Annotated in this window: 17 protein-coding genes; 9 read left to right on the top strand and 8 right to left on the bottom strand. The window is 35.5% G+C overall.

Annotated elements, in window-relative coordinates; translation table 11 throughout:
- The first annotated feature begins 19 nt into the window (after positions 1–19).
- The 4 genes from ES948_RS00785 to ES948_RS00770 are packed head-to-tail and all read left to right on the top strand — an operon-like array spanning position 20 to position 3,855.
- Positions 20–1,105 (top strand): OmpA family protein, encoded by a 1,086-nt coding sequence (locus ES948_RS00785; RefSeq protein ID WP_152183017.1) that lies wholly within the window; start codon positions 20–22, stop codon positions 1,103–1,105.
- Positions 1,093–3,039 (top strand): CHASE2 domain-containing protein, encoded by a 1,947-nt coding sequence (locus tag ES948_RS00780; protein ID WP_343029867.1) that lies wholly within the window; start codon positions 1,093–1,095, stop codon positions 3,037–3,039. Before ES948_RS00785 ends, ES948_RS00780 begins: the two co-directional genes overlap by 13 nt.
- Before the next feature lie 10 nt (positions 3,040–3,049).
- The gene (locus ES948_RS00775; protein ID WP_152183016.1) at positions 3,050–3,478 is read left to right on the top strand and encodes a FecR family protein; all 429 of its coding nucleotides are present in this window, start codon (positions 3,050–3,052) and stop codon (positions 3,476–3,478) included.
- Complete coding sequence (locus ES948_RS00770) at positions 3,475–3,855, top strand: YbgC/FadM family acyl-CoA thioesterase (RefSeq protein WP_152183015.1); 381 nt, start codon at positions 3,475–3,477, stop codon at positions 3,853–3,855. The genes ES948_RS00775 and ES948_RS00770 overlap by 4 nt, the downstream gene beginning before the upstream one ends.
- Here ES948_RS00770 and ES948_RS00765 read toward each other — a convergent pair.
- Positions 3,835–5,163: a type 1 periplasmic-binding domain-containing protein gene (locus tag ES948_RS00765; protein ID WP_152183014.1), complete on the bottom strand. Its 1,329-nt coding sequence runs from the start codon at positions 5,161–5,163 to the stop codon at positions 3,835–3,837. The two genes, ES948_RS00770 and ES948_RS00765, sit on opposite strands and share 21 nt — an antisense overlap.
- Complete coding sequence (locus ES948_RS00760; protein ID WP_152183013.1) at positions 5,160–5,819, bottom strand: uracil-DNA glycosylase; 660 nt, start codon at positions 5,817–5,819, stop codon at positions 5,160–5,162. Before ES948_RS00760 ends, ES948_RS00765 begins: the two co-directional genes overlap by 4 nt.
- 117 nt (positions 5,820–5,936) lie before the next feature.
- Between ES948_RS00760 and ES948_RS00755 the strand changes: the two genes are divergently transcribed.
- Positions 5,937–7,526: an EAL domain-containing protein gene (locus ES948_RS00755; protein ID WP_152183012.1), complete on the top strand. Its 1,590-nt coding sequence runs from the start codon at positions 5,937–5,939 to the stop codon at positions 7,524–7,526.
- 15 nt (positions 7,527–7,541) lie between these two features.
- On the opposite strand, the gene ES948_RS00750 is transcribed toward ES948_RS00755, so the two are convergent.
- Together ES948_RS00750 and ES948_RS00745 are read right to left on the bottom strand one after the other, a co-directional pair.
- On the bottom strand, positions 7,542–7,928 hold the full coding sequence (locus ES948_RS00750) for a class II SORL domain-containing protein (protein WP_152183011.1): 387 nt from the start codon (positions 7,926–7,928) through the stop codon (positions 7,542–7,544).
- 97 nt (positions 7,929–8,025) lie between these two features.
- Complete coding sequence (locus ES948_RS00745; RefSeq protein ID WP_152183010.1) at positions 8,026–8,658, bottom strand: GW dipeptide domain-containing protein; 633 nt, start codon at positions 8,656–8,658, stop codon at positions 8,026–8,028.
- Positions 8,659–8,746: 88 nt separating this feature from the next.
- Between ES948_RS00745 and glyS the strand changes: the two genes are divergently transcribed.
- The gene (gene glyS / locus ES948_RS00740) at positions 8,747–10,768 is read left to right on the top strand and encodes a glycine--tRNA ligase subunit beta (RefSeq protein ID WP_152183009.1); all 2,022 of its coding nucleotides are present in this window, start codon (positions 8,747–8,749) and stop codon (positions 10,766–10,768) included.
- A gap of 1 nt (position 10,769) precedes the next feature.
- Here glyS and ES948_RS00735 read toward each other — a convergent pair whose 3' ends face one another.
- Positions 10,770–11,882: a tetratricopeptide repeat protein gene (locus ES948_RS00735; protein WP_188109407.1), complete on the bottom strand. Its 1,113-nt coding sequence runs from the start codon at positions 11,880–11,882 to the stop codon at positions 10,770–10,772.
- Between the two features lies 1 nt (position 11,883).
- The gene (locus tag ES948_RS00730; RefSeq protein WP_152183007.1) at positions 11,884–13,326 is read right to left on the bottom strand and encodes an adenylate/guanylate cyclase domain-containing protein; all 1,443 of its coding nucleotides are present in this window, start codon (positions 13,324–13,326) and stop codon (positions 11,884–11,886) included.
- A gap of 82 nt (positions 13,327–13,408) precedes the next feature.
- Between ES948_RS00730 and ES948_RS00725 the strand changes: the two genes are divergently transcribed.
- Positions 13,409–14,530, top strand: a complete 1,122-nt coding sequence (locus ES948_RS00725) for an NAD(P)/FAD-dependent oxidoreductase (RefSeq protein ID WP_152183006.1) — start codon at positions 13,409–13,411, stop codon at positions 14,528–14,530.
- On the opposite strand, the gene ES948_RS00720 is transcribed toward ES948_RS00725, so the two are convergent.
- Complete coding sequence (locus ES948_RS00720; protein WP_152183005.1) at positions 14,514–15,254, bottom strand: hypothetical protein; 741 nt, start codon at positions 15,252–15,254, stop codon at positions 14,514–14,516. The genes ES948_RS00725 and ES948_RS00720 overlap by 17 nt on opposite strands.
- A 117-nt stretch (positions 15,255–15,371) precedes the next feature.
- Between ES948_RS00720 and ES948_RS00715 the strand changes: the two genes are divergently transcribed.
- Both ES948_RS00715 and ES948_RS00710 read left to right on the top strand, forming a co-directional pair.
- Positions 15,372–16,061 carry an alpha/beta hydrolase gene (locus tag ES948_RS00715; protein ID WP_246153786.1) on the top strand — a complete coding sequence of 230 codons (690 nt, stop codon included), beginning with the start codon at positions 15,372–15,374 and terminating at the stop codon, positions 16,059–16,061.
- Positions 16,061–16,813 (top strand): ElyC/SanA/YdcF family protein, encoded by a 753-nt coding sequence (locus tag ES948_RS00710; protein ID WP_152183003.1) that lies wholly within the window; start codon positions 16,061–16,063, stop codon positions 16,811–16,813. The genes ES948_RS00715 and ES948_RS00710 overlap by 1 nt, the downstream gene beginning before the upstream one ends.
- Here the strand turns inward: ES948_RS00710 and ES948_RS00705 are convergent.
- Positions 16,810–17,616: an iron-binding protein gene (locus tag ES948_RS00705; protein WP_152183002.1), complete on the bottom strand. Its 807-nt coding sequence runs from the start codon at positions 17,614–17,616 to the stop codon at positions 16,810–16,812. The two genes, ES948_RS00710 and ES948_RS00705, sit on opposite strands and share 4 nt — an antisense overlap.
- Between the last annotated feature and the right edge of the window lie 6 nt (positions 17,617–17,622).

Below are 17,622 nucleotides of genomic sequence, written 5' to 3'. Positions count from 1 at the left end.
TATATGTTAAAATCCTAACATGAAAAAACTATCTAATATTTTCTATTTTTTGATACTCTCTACAAATTTACTTTTTGCTTTGGAATATACGTATAATTATGCTGAAACTGATTTTTATAAAGGAAAATTTGACAAAATAGTTCGTTTTGATGTAATCTATTTTTCAAACAGTTTTGCCGATGAACATTTGTCAAAGAAATTACATCCAATTATTCAAAAAATCAAAGAAGAACTTGCAAATCCTCACGCAAGCCTCAAAGTTTCTATAGTTGGCTATTCAGAGCATAGAAACTCTCAAGAAGAGGCTCTTCAAGCAAGTAAGCAGTATATTGAACGTGTTTATAAAAAACTCCTTGCGGGTGGAGTTGATAAAAGTAGTATCTATACATATGCTCAAGCAGACGATGTTATGCTTTATAGTGATGAGACAGAGGAGTCCAATGCACTCTCAAATTGGGTGAATATAAATCTTTACCTGAGTTATTTGAGTGATGAAGATAAAGATGGTGTGTACTCCGATAAAGATAAGTGTCCAAACTCTCCACAAGATGCAATCGTCGATGCAAATGGATGTAATGCCAAAAATATTGTCGTCTTGGTTGAAGGGCATAAAAAAGGGGCAAAGATCATAGTATCTAATGATGCAGGAAGTGTAACGATAGATACATTTAATGAACTTACACTGATGAACTCCAAAAAGAGTGCTCCAACCCCACCTAAAAAAATCTCACAAAAAAAGCTTGAGAGAGCTTTTGCTGATCTTGTCGGTGTAGATGTTATTTATAAGCATTATATTTTTTACTTTGATGATATCAATCTGCTTGAAAACTCAAAAAAAGAGTTAAACAATATGATCATAGAGATTGCAAAAATCAAAGATCCTATCATTAAAATTATTGGTCATACCGATACGGTTGGAAGCAGTAGATATAATGTAGTACTTGGATTAAAGCGTGCCAATGAGATTAAAAAGTTTATACTGAAATCAAAAATTAAAGCACTGAAAATTGATGCACTCTCATATGGTGAGAAAAACCTGGCTGTAAAGACTGCTGATAATGTAGATGAGAAACTTAATCGAAGGGTAGAAGTATTTATACATTAAGATTACAAACAATATTTTTATATATCTTAGTCTCACTCTTTATCTTTGCAAACCACTACTTTCTTTTTAAAAGTGATTTTGTAAAATTTACCGATTATAAGATTTATGATGCTCTCTCTTCTTCTGTTTATGAAAAGAGTCATCTTCTTAAAAAATCCCATGTGCTTGTAGTTGATATAGATGAACGAAGTCTTCGTGCTCTTGGACAGTGGCCCTGGCCGAGAGTTATCATGGCAGAGCTTGTTTCAAAAATAGATAGTTTGAATGCAGCAGCTATTGGTTTAGATATTATTTTTCCTGAAAAAGACAGAACTTCTCCTTTGGAAATTGTCAAGTTTTATCAAAACTTTTTTGGTATTGAAAAAATTATGCAAAATCTTCCCCAAGCTCTACAGAATAACGATACAATATTTGCTTCGGTCTTAGAACACACTGCATCGACTATGAGCCTGTATCTAAGTAATGATTATCTTGTAAATGAGCAGTGCCAAGGTCTCAACTCTATTGCCATTGATACACAAGGCCTAGAACTGCAAAGATATAAATACGCTCTTTGTAACATGCCATTACTGCATTCATCTGCAAAGTATCAGGGTTTTGTTAACAGTACGATCGATGAGGATGGTGTATTGCGAAGGGTTTCTCTGTTTAAGGAGTATAAAAATACAATCATTCCAAATTTTGCTTTGGCATTACTCTTAAATACAGACAGCGATTTGCAACAAGAGGAAAGTACCAAGTTCAATATTTTGGGTGCAACAGTGCAAACAGATAAAGAGACAAATATCTTACTCAATATTTATGATAAGAGCTGGTATAAAAAAGTCTCAGCTATTGATATACTCAATGATACAGTACCCTTAGAGATGATTCGTGGAAAGATCGTTATTGTCGGATCTTCTGCAGTTGGTCTGCATGACCAGGTTGTTATAAAAGATGGCAAGAAAATCATTGGTTCAAAAGTGCACGTAACAATGATAGACAATATTTTAAACAGAGAGTATTTTATCCAACTAGAGCACTATAAGATAGTCAATATTTTGCTTTCTTTGTTTGTGACACTGCTGCTTTTTTTCCTTTTGATTACAAATAAAAACAGCTTTATTCTCTTTCTTTTCTTTGCAACTTTATTGCTTGCTTTTGCTGCAACATACTATTGTATTGCTCAGGGTATTTATATTTCGATTGCATACTTTTTACTGCCTTTTTTGATTCATTTTTTCATTGTAAGTTTTTTATATATCTTTATAGATGCCTATGAGAGACATGTCCTCACGCAAGAGTTAAACAGATCACATGTTGCACTGCTTGACAGTATGGTACATGTGGCAGAAGTACATGATATTGAGACCGGTGCACATATTGTACGAACGAAGAAGTATATTAAAGTACTTGCTGAACATATCTACTCCAAAGGTTTTTATGCAAGAGAACTCTCTCCTGAGAAGATTGATATGATGTATGCAACAGCACCGCTACATGACCTTGGAAAAGTTGGTATTGAAGATGCAATTTTGAAAAAAGAGGGAAAACTGACTCCAATGGAGTATGAAGTTATGAAAACACATACAGATTTGGGGCGTCATATCATCAATAATGCGATATCATCTTACAAAGAGAATGATTTTTTTATTATGGCTAGAAATATTGCACACTATCATCATGAAAAATGGGATGGTACGGGGTATCCCAAAGGTTTAAAAGGTGAGGAGATTCCACTAGAGAGTCGCTTTATGGCACTTGCTGATGTTTATGATGCACTTGTGAGCAGGAGAGTCTATAAAGAGGCTTTTACTTTTGAAGAGACAAGCAAGATCATCATAGAGGGACGAGCAAAGCATTTTGATCCGATTTTGGTCGATGGATTTGTTGAGATAGAAGTGATTTTTCGTGAGATAGCACAGAAATATTCTGATGATACAGTAGAAAGCTAAGGGAGAAAAAATGAGATATATCGTTATGATAGTGCTTTTTGTATCTGCTTTGTATGCTAAAAGTATAGCAATCATTAAAGATGTAAAAGGTGAAGTCATTGCAAAGAGTGCTACAGAGTACTATGCATTGCATACGGGAGATGAGTTAGAGAGTCAAATGGTTATTATTACAAAAAATGGTTCTGCTGTTATTGTCTTTAATGATAACTCAACAGCTGTTTTAGCACCATACAGCATATTGGATTTGAAAAAATTCGTATTTAAACCTATAAAAAACGAGTATGAATTTGAACTTTTTTTAAAGAAAGGGAATCTCTCTTTTGAGTCAGGAAAAATCGGAGAGCTTGCACCGGATAAGTTTATTTTAGAAACACCGGAGGGTATGGTCTCTATCAGAGGAACGAAATTTTATGTCAGGGTTCAAGAGGAGCGACAATGAAGATACGAGTTTATTACGAAGATACCGATACAGGTGGTGTGGTCTATCACTCTAATTATCTAAACTTTTGTGAAAGAGCACGAAGTGAGGCTTTTTTCTCACGTGGCATGACACCTGTTTTAGAAAATGGACATTTTGTTGCACGTAAGGTCATCGCAGATTTTTATACAAGTGCAAAACTTGGTGATCTGCTTGATATACAAACAGAACTTATAGAGATGAAAGCAGCCTCTTTTTCTCTCAAACAGACAATCTACAAAGATGATATGAAGGTTTTTGAATTGGAAATTTTACTCGTTTATATTACGTTTGAAGGAAAAGTTCAGAAGCTGGATAAAGAGAGTAAAGAGCTTGTCTTATCCCTCTTCACGGGGTGATACATATTTTAAAAACTTTGTCCTTCCCGGTCGTAGAAGTTCAATGTCATAGATGATTTGGCTATCTGTGATATTGATATCATACTCTCGCTCTTCTCCGGTGATCTGATTATAAAAATAATCTACACCAATCGTTGTTGTATAGTTAATCCAGTCATAAACAATATCATTACCAAGCAGTGAGTTCGTCTCAACAAGGACACTGTTGTTCTTTATAATCGAGTTTGCAACAATCATCTTTTCTCTGTCTATGTATTGTGTCATCGAGAGTAACAGTGGGTCATAGTTGATTTGAGTAGAGAGAATATTTGTCGCATTTGTATCATAGAGTGTAAGTTGCGACATAATCATTCCGCTTTTGATAATAGGTGTATTTATGAAAAAGGAACCGTTAATAATATCTTCATTCTCTTTGAGATAGTGTTCAAGGTTAGTTGTTCTGCGTGAGATAAAGTATTTGATAACCTTTTTTTCAGTTACATTTCCATCGTCGGCATTGACAACTTCTTGGTCCTCTGCCTCATCATTCGCAGATGAAGAGTTAAAAAAGCTACCAAAGATTCCATCTTCTGCTACTTTTTCATCGATACTCTGTTTTGGATGTAAAAATTCTTCTTCTTGATAGAGTGCGAGTTTTTTCCCGGTTTGTGATTTATCTGAAAAAATAATAAGTGGAGAGACGGCCTCTTTTAAAAGAAGACTGCTTTGTGCATTATAGTCAATACCTCCAAATAGAAAGTACAAAGAAGATGCTTCAATGTCATTTTTGTTAATGGTTGGGAAGTAGATATTGATGTTTGGGTTTAAGTCAATGATATTTTGTGCACCTTCTTTTGTAACCGGTGCGATAACATAGTCATAGCCATCATCCTGAATCTTTCTGATAGCACTGCTTAAATCTTCTATACTCTCACTCTCGATTCTATAGCTTTTAAGACTAAAAGGATTGCTCTTTGTCATAAGATAGGCAAAAGTTGCATTTATTGTAGAAGAGGCATATTTCCCTATTTTTTTGTATGGTAGTAACAGAGCAATTTTGAGTTGACCGCCGGCATTAAATGCTCCAAGATTAAAAATTGCGATATTCATACTTCTTGCTTCATCCAGCTCTTTATCTGCCAGTTTTGTATTTGCATGTGAAAGAAAAGAGAAAATCATATCTTTTTCCAAATACTCTCGCATACATTCATTGTCACACTCATAAGGGTCTAAGTCTTGAATGTATGTCTTAGGCAGCGGAATATTTGATATCATAAAGCTTTGTGCAAATATGATAACAGGTAAAGATAAAAGTAATAATTTTTTCATAAGCAACTCTTTATAGTATGTAGATCATTTAATGTTATTTTCTTGAGTTCAGGGTTTCGTAAAAGATACTGTGGGTGATATATCGGGACTAGTTTAGAGCCTTTAAAATCAATAAGATGACCACGTATATTTTCAAAGTTTTCTGCTTTATCATTTGCAACATGCGCATAAGCTTCCTCACCCAATGTTACAATGACTTTTGGCTGAATGAATGCTAATTGAGAAAAGAGATATCCTTTACATGAATTCCACTCTGATTCAGATGGTTTGTTTGACTGCAGAGGTTTACATTTGATGGCATGTGTAATGTAAACATCATCAATCTTTAGATGCAGAACATTCTCAATCATATTTTTTAAGATCTCTCCTGAACGACCAGCATAGTAACTGTTTGTACTGTCTTGAGCCTGTGATACTAGATAGTCAATTATAACAAGTTTGGCATTAGTATTTCCAAAGCCATGCATACTTTGTCGGCGTGATTTACTTAAATCACATAAATGACAGTTTCTAATATTGTGAGAGAGCTCATCTAATGAGTTTGCCTGCTCATAATTTGTTTTTTCATTGATATTAAAATGATCAATATATTGAAATCCCATAGCTTTGAGTCTATAGAGGTTTTGGAGTAAAACAAGATTTTGAAAAGATTTCAATTTTAAGCACCAACTTCAGATAAATTCACTGAAAGTATAGTCGAAATCTTGTTAAACTCTACTTTATATTAAAAATATGTTAGTATACTATACTATAAGAAAACGTTGGAGATGTGAATGCCTGTAGATAGTGATAAGTTAGAGATAAATAATTTTCAATTAGAATCATCAGTAGAGGTAGAAGAGGTAGTCCAAAAAATAAATCTACTGAAAAAAAATAAAGTTCTAATTCATATTGTTTCTTATATCCATAATACAGTGTTGGTTCAAAATCTCATTAAAGAGTTGAAAAAAACGATACCTCAAGCACAGATAGTTCTACTCAAACATGATAACAAAGTTGTAACATCGGTAACACTCTTTACAATTGATACAGATGATGAAGAGCATATCAGCGATGAGATTCTCAAGGAGCTCTATGTCGATAACTATAATAAAAAAGAGAGCATTGAAGAGTATAGAGTACAGCTTTTTAAACGCTATTTTACAGACCACCTGACAAACCTTCCAAACCTCTATCAGCTTAGAAAAGATCTGCAAAACTGTGATGATGCAGGGCTCATACTACTTAAAATAGATAACTTTCAGGCTATCAATAACTTTTATGGTTTTGTCGTAGGTGATTATGTTTTAGAGTATGTCGGAAAATATCTCAAAGAGATTCTAAAAGAGCACAAGATTTACAGACTCTCAGGTGCAGAGTATGCTTTAACGATAGAGACAAGAATGGGATTTTACCAACTTAAAGATTATCTTACAGAGATTTATGAAAAGATAAAAAATGTGGAGATAATCTATCAAGATACAAAGATATATGTTGATTTTACTTTGGCATCTTCATCGAACAAAGATAACACAAGTATCTTCTCTAAAGTTTCAATGGCACTCATTTATGCAAAGAAAAAAGGTGTACCATTTTGGATATATGAAGACAGAATGAACTTTGAGCATGAGTATAGGAGAAACCTTATCCTCTCTCATATTGTAAGAGAAGCAGTTGAAAAATCACGTGTGGTTCCTTACTATCAAGCGATTATGGATAATGCAAACTCAAAAATAGTGAAGTATGAATGTTTAGCTCGATTAATAGATAAAAATGACAAGATACTCTCTCCAACACTTTTTATTCCTATCGCCAAAAACATCAAGATATATAATGAAGTGACAAAAATTATTATCAATAAGGCTTTTGAGACTTTTAAAGAGAGCGAGTATGAGTTTAGTGTCAATCTATCCATCGAAGATATTATGAGTAGTGAAATATTTAATTTTATCATTCAAAAACTAAAAAACAATCGTTCAACTGCAAACAGAGTGACATTTGAGCTTTTAGAATCAGAAGCGATTCAAGACTTTAAAAAAGTAGATAGATTCATTGGTGAAGTTTCACGCTATGGTGCTAAGATTGCTATTGATGATTTTGGAAGCGGGTATTCAAACTTCTCATATCTTACAAAAATCAATGCAGACTATATTAAAATTGACGGTACACTGATTGAAAATATCGATGTTGATGATGCTTCTCTTATTGTAGTAGATATTATTGTACAGTTTGCAAAACGACTGGGCATTAAAACAGTTGCTGAGTATGTACACTCGAGTGTAGTCATGGATAAAGTTAAAGAGTTGGGAATTGATTATTCGCAAGGGTTTTATATTGATGAACCCTCTTTAGAGGTAAAACTTAAGCCTACTAAGCAGGCTTAAGTTTAAAAAGAGTGATTATTCAGCTACTTCGACAACAACCGGAGTTGATTCCCAGATACCGTGTTTAGTACAGTAACCGTGAGCTACAAGATTTAGTTTGTTTTTCATTGGTCTGATGTTGAATGTTACTTCTGCATGAGATTTTTCATTACCAAGTGTACCCGGTACGAAAGTAGCCATTGCAAGTTTCGTTTCACCATCAAAAAGAGTAATAGATTCGATATAGTGATCGAAATCATCTGGGTGAGTATATTCGTTACCCATTTTAACGTTTACTGAAAGCATTTCACCTTTTTTTGCAACACCCTCTACTGTGATGAATGGTGAGTGACGATCGATTAGGTCTTTTTTTGCTTCTCTTTCTACTGTGTCAATATCAACATATTTGTTAATCTTTGGCATATTAAATCCTTTTGTTTTATTAATTTACTATTATTGTACCTGCAAAATCTTTTAGCTAAACATAAATGAGACTATTTCTGTCTTAATTAAGTTTTTTTTAATTTTTAGAGCTGAAAGTTGCTTCTTGAATAATGAGCGGATAGAAGTACCCATATCCAAAATCTTTATCTTTTATAGCAATACCCTTTGCATAAACAATCATTCCTATTTTTGGAGGATTTTGTTTCGTTGTAAATACCAAGTCATCCATCCCTTCAAATCTGCTGCCATCTTGGATATGTATCCAGTTTAGTCCCATAATTCCACTGGAAACTTTTGTGACTTTTCCTTTTACAGTAACTTTTGTTTGTGCATACTGTGTTCTCTCTTTAAAAAGTCCTGCGATACTGACTGTACCTTTTTCTTGATACTTAGAGTTCATAATATTGGGCTTTTTTTCTGCTGGATTTTTCTGTTGCTTGGCAATATCTGCAGCAAAAAGAATTTTATCAAAAGTACGGTTCAGTGTTTTGGAGTGAAAATTTTTCATCCATCCCTGTTCTGTATACTTAATTGTATCACCGGTTTTTACACTTCTTTGTGTCATTGCGATCCAATAGTTCTGATTGCCATCTTGGACTTTTATGTAGGTATATCCACCACTGTTCATTGTCTCAAGAACTTTTGCTGTGTGTATAGTCGCAGCAAAAAGAGCTGCAGATAGTAGTAATGTCAATGTCAATTTTTTCATACTTCTCCTTTATCTTCTGTATTTTAACGAGATTTTAACCAACAAATGGATAAAATCGCCACAATTATAAAGATAAAAGAGTATTCATATGTTAAAACCACTACTGATTGAAATAGGTGTTGAGGAGCTACCTGCTGTTCCACTTTTAAAAGAGTTAAAGAATATCGAAAAAAAATATGTACAAATATTAGAAGAGTATGCACTTTTAGGTGAGTTTGAGTTTTATTATACGCCTCGTCGTCTGGTACTGTGGCATAGAGAGTTTAAATCGTCTCAAGAAGACTCAGTTGAAGAGTTTTTTGGAGCACCTTTGGCTGTTGCATATAAAGATGGTAAACCGACAAAAGCGGCAGAAGGGTTTGCTCGAAAATGTGGTGTCTCTCTTGATGAGCTCAGCACTGCAGACAAAGGCGGTAAAGAGGTGCTTTACTATAAAAAAGATATCAAAGGACGTCCATCAGTTGAGCTTCTTCCTGAGATCGTAGAGAAGTGGATAAAATCACTTGATTTTGGAAAATCAATGCGCTGGGGGAGTCTGCGTGAGAGTTTCATCCGTCCTATTCGTTGGGTAAATGTACTTTTGGATGATGCAGTAGTACCTATGAAACTTTATGAAGTTGAGAGTGCAAAAACAACAAGAGTGCATCGCATTGCAAGTTTTGACCCTATTGTGATTGACGGCGCAAAAGATTATTTTGAAAAACTTAAAGTCGGTGGGGTGACACTCTACCAAGATGAAAGACGTGAGAAAATCTTTGCTGATTTTAAAGCTATTGAAACGACAAACGGTGTCACTATTGAAATTGATGATGATCTGATGGATGAAGTTGTAGCGATTACTGAAAATCCTACTGCACTGCTTGGCTCATTTGATGAAGAGTTCTTAGAACTGCCACCTGAGGTTATCATCACCTCTATGAAAGAGCATCAACGTTATTTTCCTGTCTTTAAAGATGGAAAACTTATCAATAAGTTTGTAGTAGTTTCCAATGCTTTAACAGATGACTTCTCTGAAGTGATTGCAGGAAATGAGAGAGTACTGCGTCCTCGTCTTGCTGATGGACTTTTCTTCTGGGAAAATGACTTAAAAAACGGTCTCAGCACGAAAGGACTTGAAAAAGTTGCTTTCTTTAAAGGACTAGGATCTGTTGCTGATAAGATTGTGCGTGAGACAAAGATAGCTGAGGAACTTTTTGACAAGTACAGCATCAATGCTTCAAAAGAGGACCTAAAAAGAGCGATGCAGCTTGCAAAAGCAGACCTTATGAGTGAGATGGTTTATGAGTTTACTGAACTTCAGGGACTTATGGGTTACTACTATGCTTTAAAAGCAGGTGAAAACGAGGCAGTGGCACTTTCTATCAAAGAGCAGTATCTCCCAGAAGGTGAAGATAGCCCACTTCCTTCAACACCTCTGAGTGCTATTGTAGCGATGAGTATGAAACTTGATACGTTGCTTGGACTTTTCTCTGTAAATCAGATTCCAACAGGCTCACGTGATCCGTTTGCTCTGCGTCGTGCAGTAAATGGAATCATCCGCATCGTGAATGAGTACGGATTTACTTTTGATATTGTAAAAGATATAAAAGAGCTTGCAAAAAACTATGAGGGTACAATAGATTTAGAGAAGTTGGAGAATTTCATCTTAGAGAGAATCAAACGTTACTATAAAGTAAATCCGTCTATCATCGAAGCAGTTTTAGCTTCCGGTGAGCGTGAGCTTTTAGCAATGGGTAAAAAGATAGAAGCACTGAACACTCTTGTAAATTCTGAAGGTTTTGATGAAGTGAGTTCTACATTTAAACGTGTTGCAAACATCACAAAAGATATCGACCTCACGCAGGATTTGAGTGTCAATGAAACACTCCTTCAAGAAGATGCAGAAAAAGCGCTTTATAAAAGATTTAAGGAAGTCAGTGCGCAAGAGTATACTTCATATGAAGAAGAACTTGATGCGCTGCTTGGCCTCAAGCCTGAACTTGATGCTTTCTTTGACAGTGTGATGGTAAATGCTGAAGATGAAGCACTTAAGAACAATAGAAAAGCACTTGTAGCTTCTATTTATAAAGCTATCTTAAATATTGCAGATATCAAAGAGGTAAGTATCTAAGCTACTGCAAACTTTTAATGGTATGGAGCTGTCTCTGTATCTTTTTATGATAGATAAGTGAAGTGTTATTTGTCTTATCAATTTTGAGTGCTTTTTCAAAGCACTCTTTTGCCTGATCGAGATTTTTATTGTTGTAGTACATCTTTCCATCTCTTACATATTTGTTCACAGCCTCTTTGGCTTTGTTCTTTGCAGTTCTTATGATCTGTTTTGTTTCTTTGTTCTTTGGTTCCAGTTGCAGAACATTTTTTGCATGTGCGATGGCTTGGAGGTATTCATTTGATTGTAGTGCTTTGTTGGCAAGAAAAAGCGTGTGTTTCTTACTCTGTTTGAATGCTATCTCTTTCATATATTTTGTAGCAGTTTCATCAGATGGGTAGATGGAGAGAATTTTAGTAAAGTTCTTTTTGGCTTCTTTGAGTTTTCCTTTTTTATAAATCACTATTGCCTGGCTGAGTAAACGGCTTTTTTCTTCTCTTAAGAGTTTTCTGGCTTTTTGCACAGTACTGTTTTTATAATCATATTTTGCCAAGTTTGTAAGAGAATTTTGTATGGACTTGAGTTCTGTGAAACTTCCCTTATTATTGATGAGCTTTGTCTCTAGTGCATTTTCAAGTGCATTGATGTAGATTTTAAGTGCTCTGTCATCTTTAAGATTGCGATACAACTGTTGTGTATTTTTGTAGTTTGGGTTGTTCATCATAACACTGTTGAGTTCTACGAGCGCTTTTCGTTTATTGTCGGATTTGAGATATTTTTGTGCATTTTTATAGTGTATTTTAGCTCTTACTTTTGCCTGGATTTTCATCTTCTCTATCTTTTTATTAGAGATGGCATTGGAGCCTTCATAGAAGTTCACAAGCTCATAGGCATTGATAGCATCATGGTAGTAACTGTTTTTATAATCTTCATCGCCTTTTTGACTGTAAAGGCTGATCTCATTTTTGATAGATTTGTAGATAAGACGTTTGTCATGAGAGTCTAGCTCTTTGACCTCTTTGTTAAGTCGGATAACATGAATCTCTTTTTTTTGGCTTGGTGTGACACTCTCTTGTTTGAGATTTACACAGGCAGAGAACAAAAGTGCAATAGCGAAGAGTAAAGAGGTGTACATATTACGCCTCTTTACTTGATATAGAGTAAGCAGTAACATGATTACTGATCCCTTTGAGTGAGAGAGGCTCTGTCAATGTATAGTTACATTTATATCCAGAACTTGCAAAAGTTTTCTTATCGATAATAATCTCTCCCTCTTTTGCATAGGAGCACAGACGTGAAGTCATATTTACAGCCAGTCCGATGGCCGTATAGTCCATATGCTCATTGTAGCCAACATTTCCTACAATAACTTGACCTTTAGATATACCGATGCCGACATTACAGATAGTTTTATTTTGGTTTTGACGCAGGGAGTTCTCTTGTTGGATTTTCTGTTGTATCTCTATGGCACTTTTGATAGCTTTTACCGTAGCATCTTTTCCACTAAATGATGCCATCACTTCATCACCGATAAATTTATCGATATCACCACCGTTCTTTTTGATGATCTTAGCCTGCAAAGAGAGGTAGAAGTTTATAATATTGATAACCTCTTCAGGTGTTTTTTTCTCATTTAATGAAGTAAAGTTACGAATATCACAAAACAAAAAGGTCATGTTCTTATATTCCCCACCTAGCACTACAGGCTCATGGGAAGAGTTCTTAATCATATCAACGGTAGAGTTGGAGACAAACTTCTGGAGTCTGTCTTTTTCTCTGAGCCATGCGACCATCGTATTAAAGTGATTTGCGAGATTTTGGATCTCATCATTAGTATGGACATCAAGGTGGACATCAAGATTGCCTTTTGTGATTTCCGAAGATGCTTTGGTGATTTGCAGTATGGGCTGCGTGACACGCGTACCGATAAAATAGACATAGAGCGTTGAGAGCAGTAAAATAATAAAAGCAATCATATAGATATAATCAAGTACTTTATCTATAATTTTAGAGATGGCTTTTTTATCATAATAGAGCAGTGTAAAACCAAGCAGAATATTTTCACCTTTATACTGGTAGAGAATAGGGCGGATAAAACGGTATGTCTCAATCGTCTCATTAGCTGTTTTAATCGTATAGGTATCATATGTTACATGTTCTGTTGTTGTGTTTTCAAGATACTCCAAAAGAGACTTCTCAAGAGGAAGGTTTTCTACTTTTTTACCAAATCCTGAAATATACTGGAATATACTGCCGTTTTGTTCTTTTTGTCTTTGATAGATGGAGATTCCTAGCAGTCCGTCAATGTGGGACTCTTTTAATCTTTCAATAGCGTCATTGAGACTTAAACGATTTTCATAGGTTCTCTCTAAGAGTGCAAACGAGGAGAAGTCAGAGATTCTCTCAATCGTCGTAGAACTCACTTCAAAGGCTTTTTTTTCAATATTTTCTTTGATAAAAGGGATGATAAAATAGTTTTGAACAGAGATAGCGAGAAAAATAGAGATAAATACAAAACTGATAAGTTTAAGCTTGAGTCCGCCTTTGTATAAAATCTTCTTGATTGTGGTTTTAATCATTTATCCTTACTAATTCGATATAATCTTACTACTATTTTAGCTAAAAAATTTAAATGTTTCGTTTTTTATAGGGATTGGTATAATGTATGATATAGCTGTTATTGGTGCCGGTATTAACGGCTGTAGTGTTGCTTATGAGTTTTTGCAAGAGGATAAAAGAGTCCTTGTCCTTGATAAAGAGGGTGTAGCAAGCGGCGGCAGTGGGGCAGCAGGTGCGTTCATCTCTCCGAAGTTTTCAAAGGCAGGTGAGCTCAAAGCAATCATTGAAGATGCTTTTATATACTCTATGGAATATTATGAAAAACATTTTGCAGAGCACTTTAAAAAAGCACAACTTTTACATATTGCCAAAGATGCAGATGAAGAAGAGACACTTCGAATTTTCAAAGAAAAAACAACACTACCTTTAAAAGAAGCCAAAGAGAGTCTAAAAGCAAAGCTCACGCAGAGCGCACTGCAAAGAGAGAGTGTGTCCCTTGAAGCAGGCATCGTTGATGCACAAAAGATGTGTGAAGCGATGATAGAGGGTGCAAAGTTTATCAGGCAAAAAGTAGAAAATATTGTCTTTGAAGATGGATATTGGCTTATTGATGATACCTATGCGGCAAAAGAGCTTGTATTGGCAACAGGTGCTTATAAAACACTACTAAATGAGTCCTATATTGAACTGCGTGGGGTTTGGGGACATAGAATCGATGTTCAAACCAGCACACAAAATCCATACTCCATTCATCAGTTTGTCTCTATTTCGCCGAGTGATGGTAATCGCTTGGCAATAGGTGCCACGCATAATGTGCATTATCATCCCCAAACCTCACGTGAACCTTATAATGTAGAAGAGGGGAGACGTGAGCTTTTAGAGAAAGCTTCACGCACTATTAACCTGAGTGATGTAGAGATAGTCAAAGATTACACGGGACTGCGTTCGGGTTCCTTTGATTATATGCCACTTGTCGGTCCTCTTGTACTCTCACGTGAGACACTGGCGTGTTGTGAGAAAAATATTCGTGTAAAAAAACCAGATTTTCAAGAGTTTTTGTATTATCCGCAGCTCTCTATGATAAATGGAAGCGGGGGTTATGGTTTTGTACTTGCTCCTTATCTTGCTCGTATTTTAAAAGAGCATATTTTGAGTGCAAAAGAGATAAGTGAGCGAATCATTCCTGCACGATTTTTTGCCCGTTGGGCTAAGAGGAGATCTTAACCACTTGCGGTGGAGTGGTTTTAAAGACCTCTTTGAGAGCATTTGCACGCTTCTCACGCATTTTACCTGTTGCAAATGGTGAGAGGAAGTAAGCGATTTGGCGACACTCATCTTCATCATAATTGTTATCATGCATAAATACGACTGTTTTATCGAGCTTGTTTACATGTTCAGAGAGTGCTCTGGCGTAAGCGATAATATTCTTATGGTGTCTGTCATATTTGTGTCCCATGCCGAAAAAAACAAATTTTCCAGTCAGACGAATGTTTGGAATGTCGATGTAGTTCAGTGCTCTGTCATAACGTGTAAGCTGCATTGAGTTTAACTTGTCCAAGTCTGCATCAAACTCTTCTAAAATCGGAGTCGGTTCGATATTTTCACGATTATAGTTAAAGAGATACCGTATCTCTACAAGTTTTCCTTTGTAGTGCTCTTTGAGTGCAGCATTGAGGACGTACATTCTTGGAGATTCATTGAGTGTTACATACTCATCATACTTCTCAAACCCATCCTTTTGTAAGAAACGGCTCATTTTATACCCTGTAGGAGACTCTTCCGGGTTATATAAAAAGATAGTTCCCACTACATGTTTACGCTTTTTTTTGAGCATTCTCTCTAAATCATCAAGCGTGATTTTTTCATCTTCACTCTCATTGATGTAGATATATTGCTCAACGAGATAATCCATATCGAAATTTGTTGAAAATTTTCCAAATAGTTGCATTGTAAATCCTATAATAATTGATGGAATTATACTACAATATTGGCTATGATTTATATAGCTTTTATAATTTTCACTTTACTTATTTTACTTTTTGTTTTTTATCAGTGGCAACACTTTATGGTTTTTTCACCCTTTCACTATAGAGATGAGCATTTGTGTGAAGCATGTACGCTGCTGAGTATGACAACAGATGACGGGGTAGAGCTTGAAGGTGTAGTGTATGAACCAGAGTATCCTCATAGTACACTGCTTGTATTTGTAGGAAGAAGCCATGATGCAGTTGGGCTTATCAATAGATTTGCAAAGCTCTATCCGCAGGTGAGAATCATTACATTTAACTACCGCTCTTATGGAAAAAGCGAAGGTGTGCCCAATGAGAAAAATCTTTTGCAAGATGGTCTTAAAATCGCGCAGCTTATCAAAAAAAACTATGGAGACTTTTATCTGCTTGGTTTTTCCATAGGCTCAAGTGTAGCAGCCTATGTAGCTTCTAAAGTAGATGTCAAAGCACTTTTTTTAGTAGGTGCTTTTGATTCCATACCCTCTTTGGCAGCGAAAAAATTTGGTATTAATGTAGCAGCTATGATAAGATATAAATTCCAAACGAAAAAGTTTATGCAAAATGTGCATGCAGCAAGCTACCTTTTTGTAAGTCGTGATGATGAAACAACATACATAGAAAATGCAAGAGCACTCAAAGAGAGTATAAATAATCTTGTTTATTACGTTGAAATTGATGATTTACACCATAAAGGGTTGTTGTGGGATGAGAGAGTGGTAGAAAAAATAAGGGGAGTGATACAATAATGGAGATAGGATTTTTACTTAAGAAGTTTATATCATTTTTTATCGAGCCGGTTGGTCTTATTTTAACGCTGCTCGTTCTTGGTATCTACTACTTTTATGCAAAAAATGAGAACAGAGCTGAAAAGTTCTTCTTGAGTTCGCTTTTTTTACTCTTTTTATTTTCCTATCCTCCTTTTGCAAACTATCTTGTATCAGGTTTGGAGAATCAATACTCTAAGTATGATTATAAACAGGAAGTAAAATTCATTCACGTACTGGGTAATGGGCATGATACCGATGAAGCACAGCCACTATCATCACAGCTTACAGATGCTTCTATAAAAAGAGTAGTGGAGGGTATTGTTATTCATAACAAAATGCCAAACTCAAAAATTATTTTTACAGGTTTTGAAGGCAAAACAGATATTTCCCAAGCATTGATGAACGCAAAAATGGCAGAAGCATTAGATATCTCAGGTGAAGATATGCTCATTAACCCTTTACCAAAAGATACAAAAGAAGAGGCATTGTTTACCAAAACAGTTGTAGGCTCAGAGCCTTTTGTGCTTGTAACATCTGCTTCTCATATGCCACGCGCCATGATGCTTTTTGAATCACTCGGCATGCATCCAATAGCAGCACCAACGAGCTTTTACAGAAGTGAATTTAGAGGCTACCTAAGAGTTCCAAGTGCAAATGCTTTATATATTTCAACGATTGCTCTCCATGAGTATATTGGAATTTTATGGGCAAAGTTAAAGTCACTCTTTTAGAGTAACTTTTTCATCAGCTCGATATGATACGACTCCTGATAGTTGATAAAGTCGAAAAATTTTGAGAGTTTTTCATCTTTGATGGAGTCACTGAGCTCTTTACACATCTCTTTTGCAGCTTCTTCTTCTGCTATGCCGTCTTTTACAAATTTGTCCAAATCTTTAACAACATAGGTCATCTCATGAAGCTCACGCGGGAGTGCAAGGATGCCGAGTTTTGCCATCATATTTCCAAAAGATTTGAGATGGAAGTGTGACTCATCGACAAGGTCTTGAAAGACATTGAAGTGAAGCACATTTTTTGTGCGTGCCTGCATGTATGCATAGACTAAAATGAGTTCATACTCTTTGTAAGACTCTTCAAATAAAAAGAGTGTCAGTGCATCGACTTGACTCTGGTCCAGATCTTCCCATTTTCTCTCCATATTAAAAGCGGTCACTTTGGCATCGTTTGCAGGATTAGCAAGGAGTTCAGAAATATACTGCAGAAGATAGGTATCGTCTGTTTTGATGCGCTCTCCTAGGATTGTATCAGGGTAAAGCGCTTGCGTAGCTTCTATCTCCTCTTTGAGTGCTTTTAGTATCTCAAAATTACTTTCTCGTTTTAAAAGCGCCATTTCTCTGTCGTAGTTATAATCTTTGCCACTCTCTAAGATATCATTGCCAAGCCATTTCATATGGCGGAATGCGATTTGTGAAAAGTCATAAAGACGTGATTTGATTGCTTCATCATTGATCGCAAAAGATGCAAAAAGGATGCTGAGCCACAGCTCATGTTTTTTTTGATATGTTTTATTTGTCATTTTTTT

Origin of the sequence: Sulfurimonas indica (assembly GCF_009192995.1) — a bacterium.
Taxonomy (GTDB): domain Bacteria; phylum Campylobacterota; class Campylobacteria; order Campylobacterales; family Sulfurimonadaceae; genus Sulfurimonas; species Sulfurimonas indica.
Note: the sequence above shows the minus strand (reverse complement) of the source record. Positions and strands in the feature narration are given on the sequence as shown.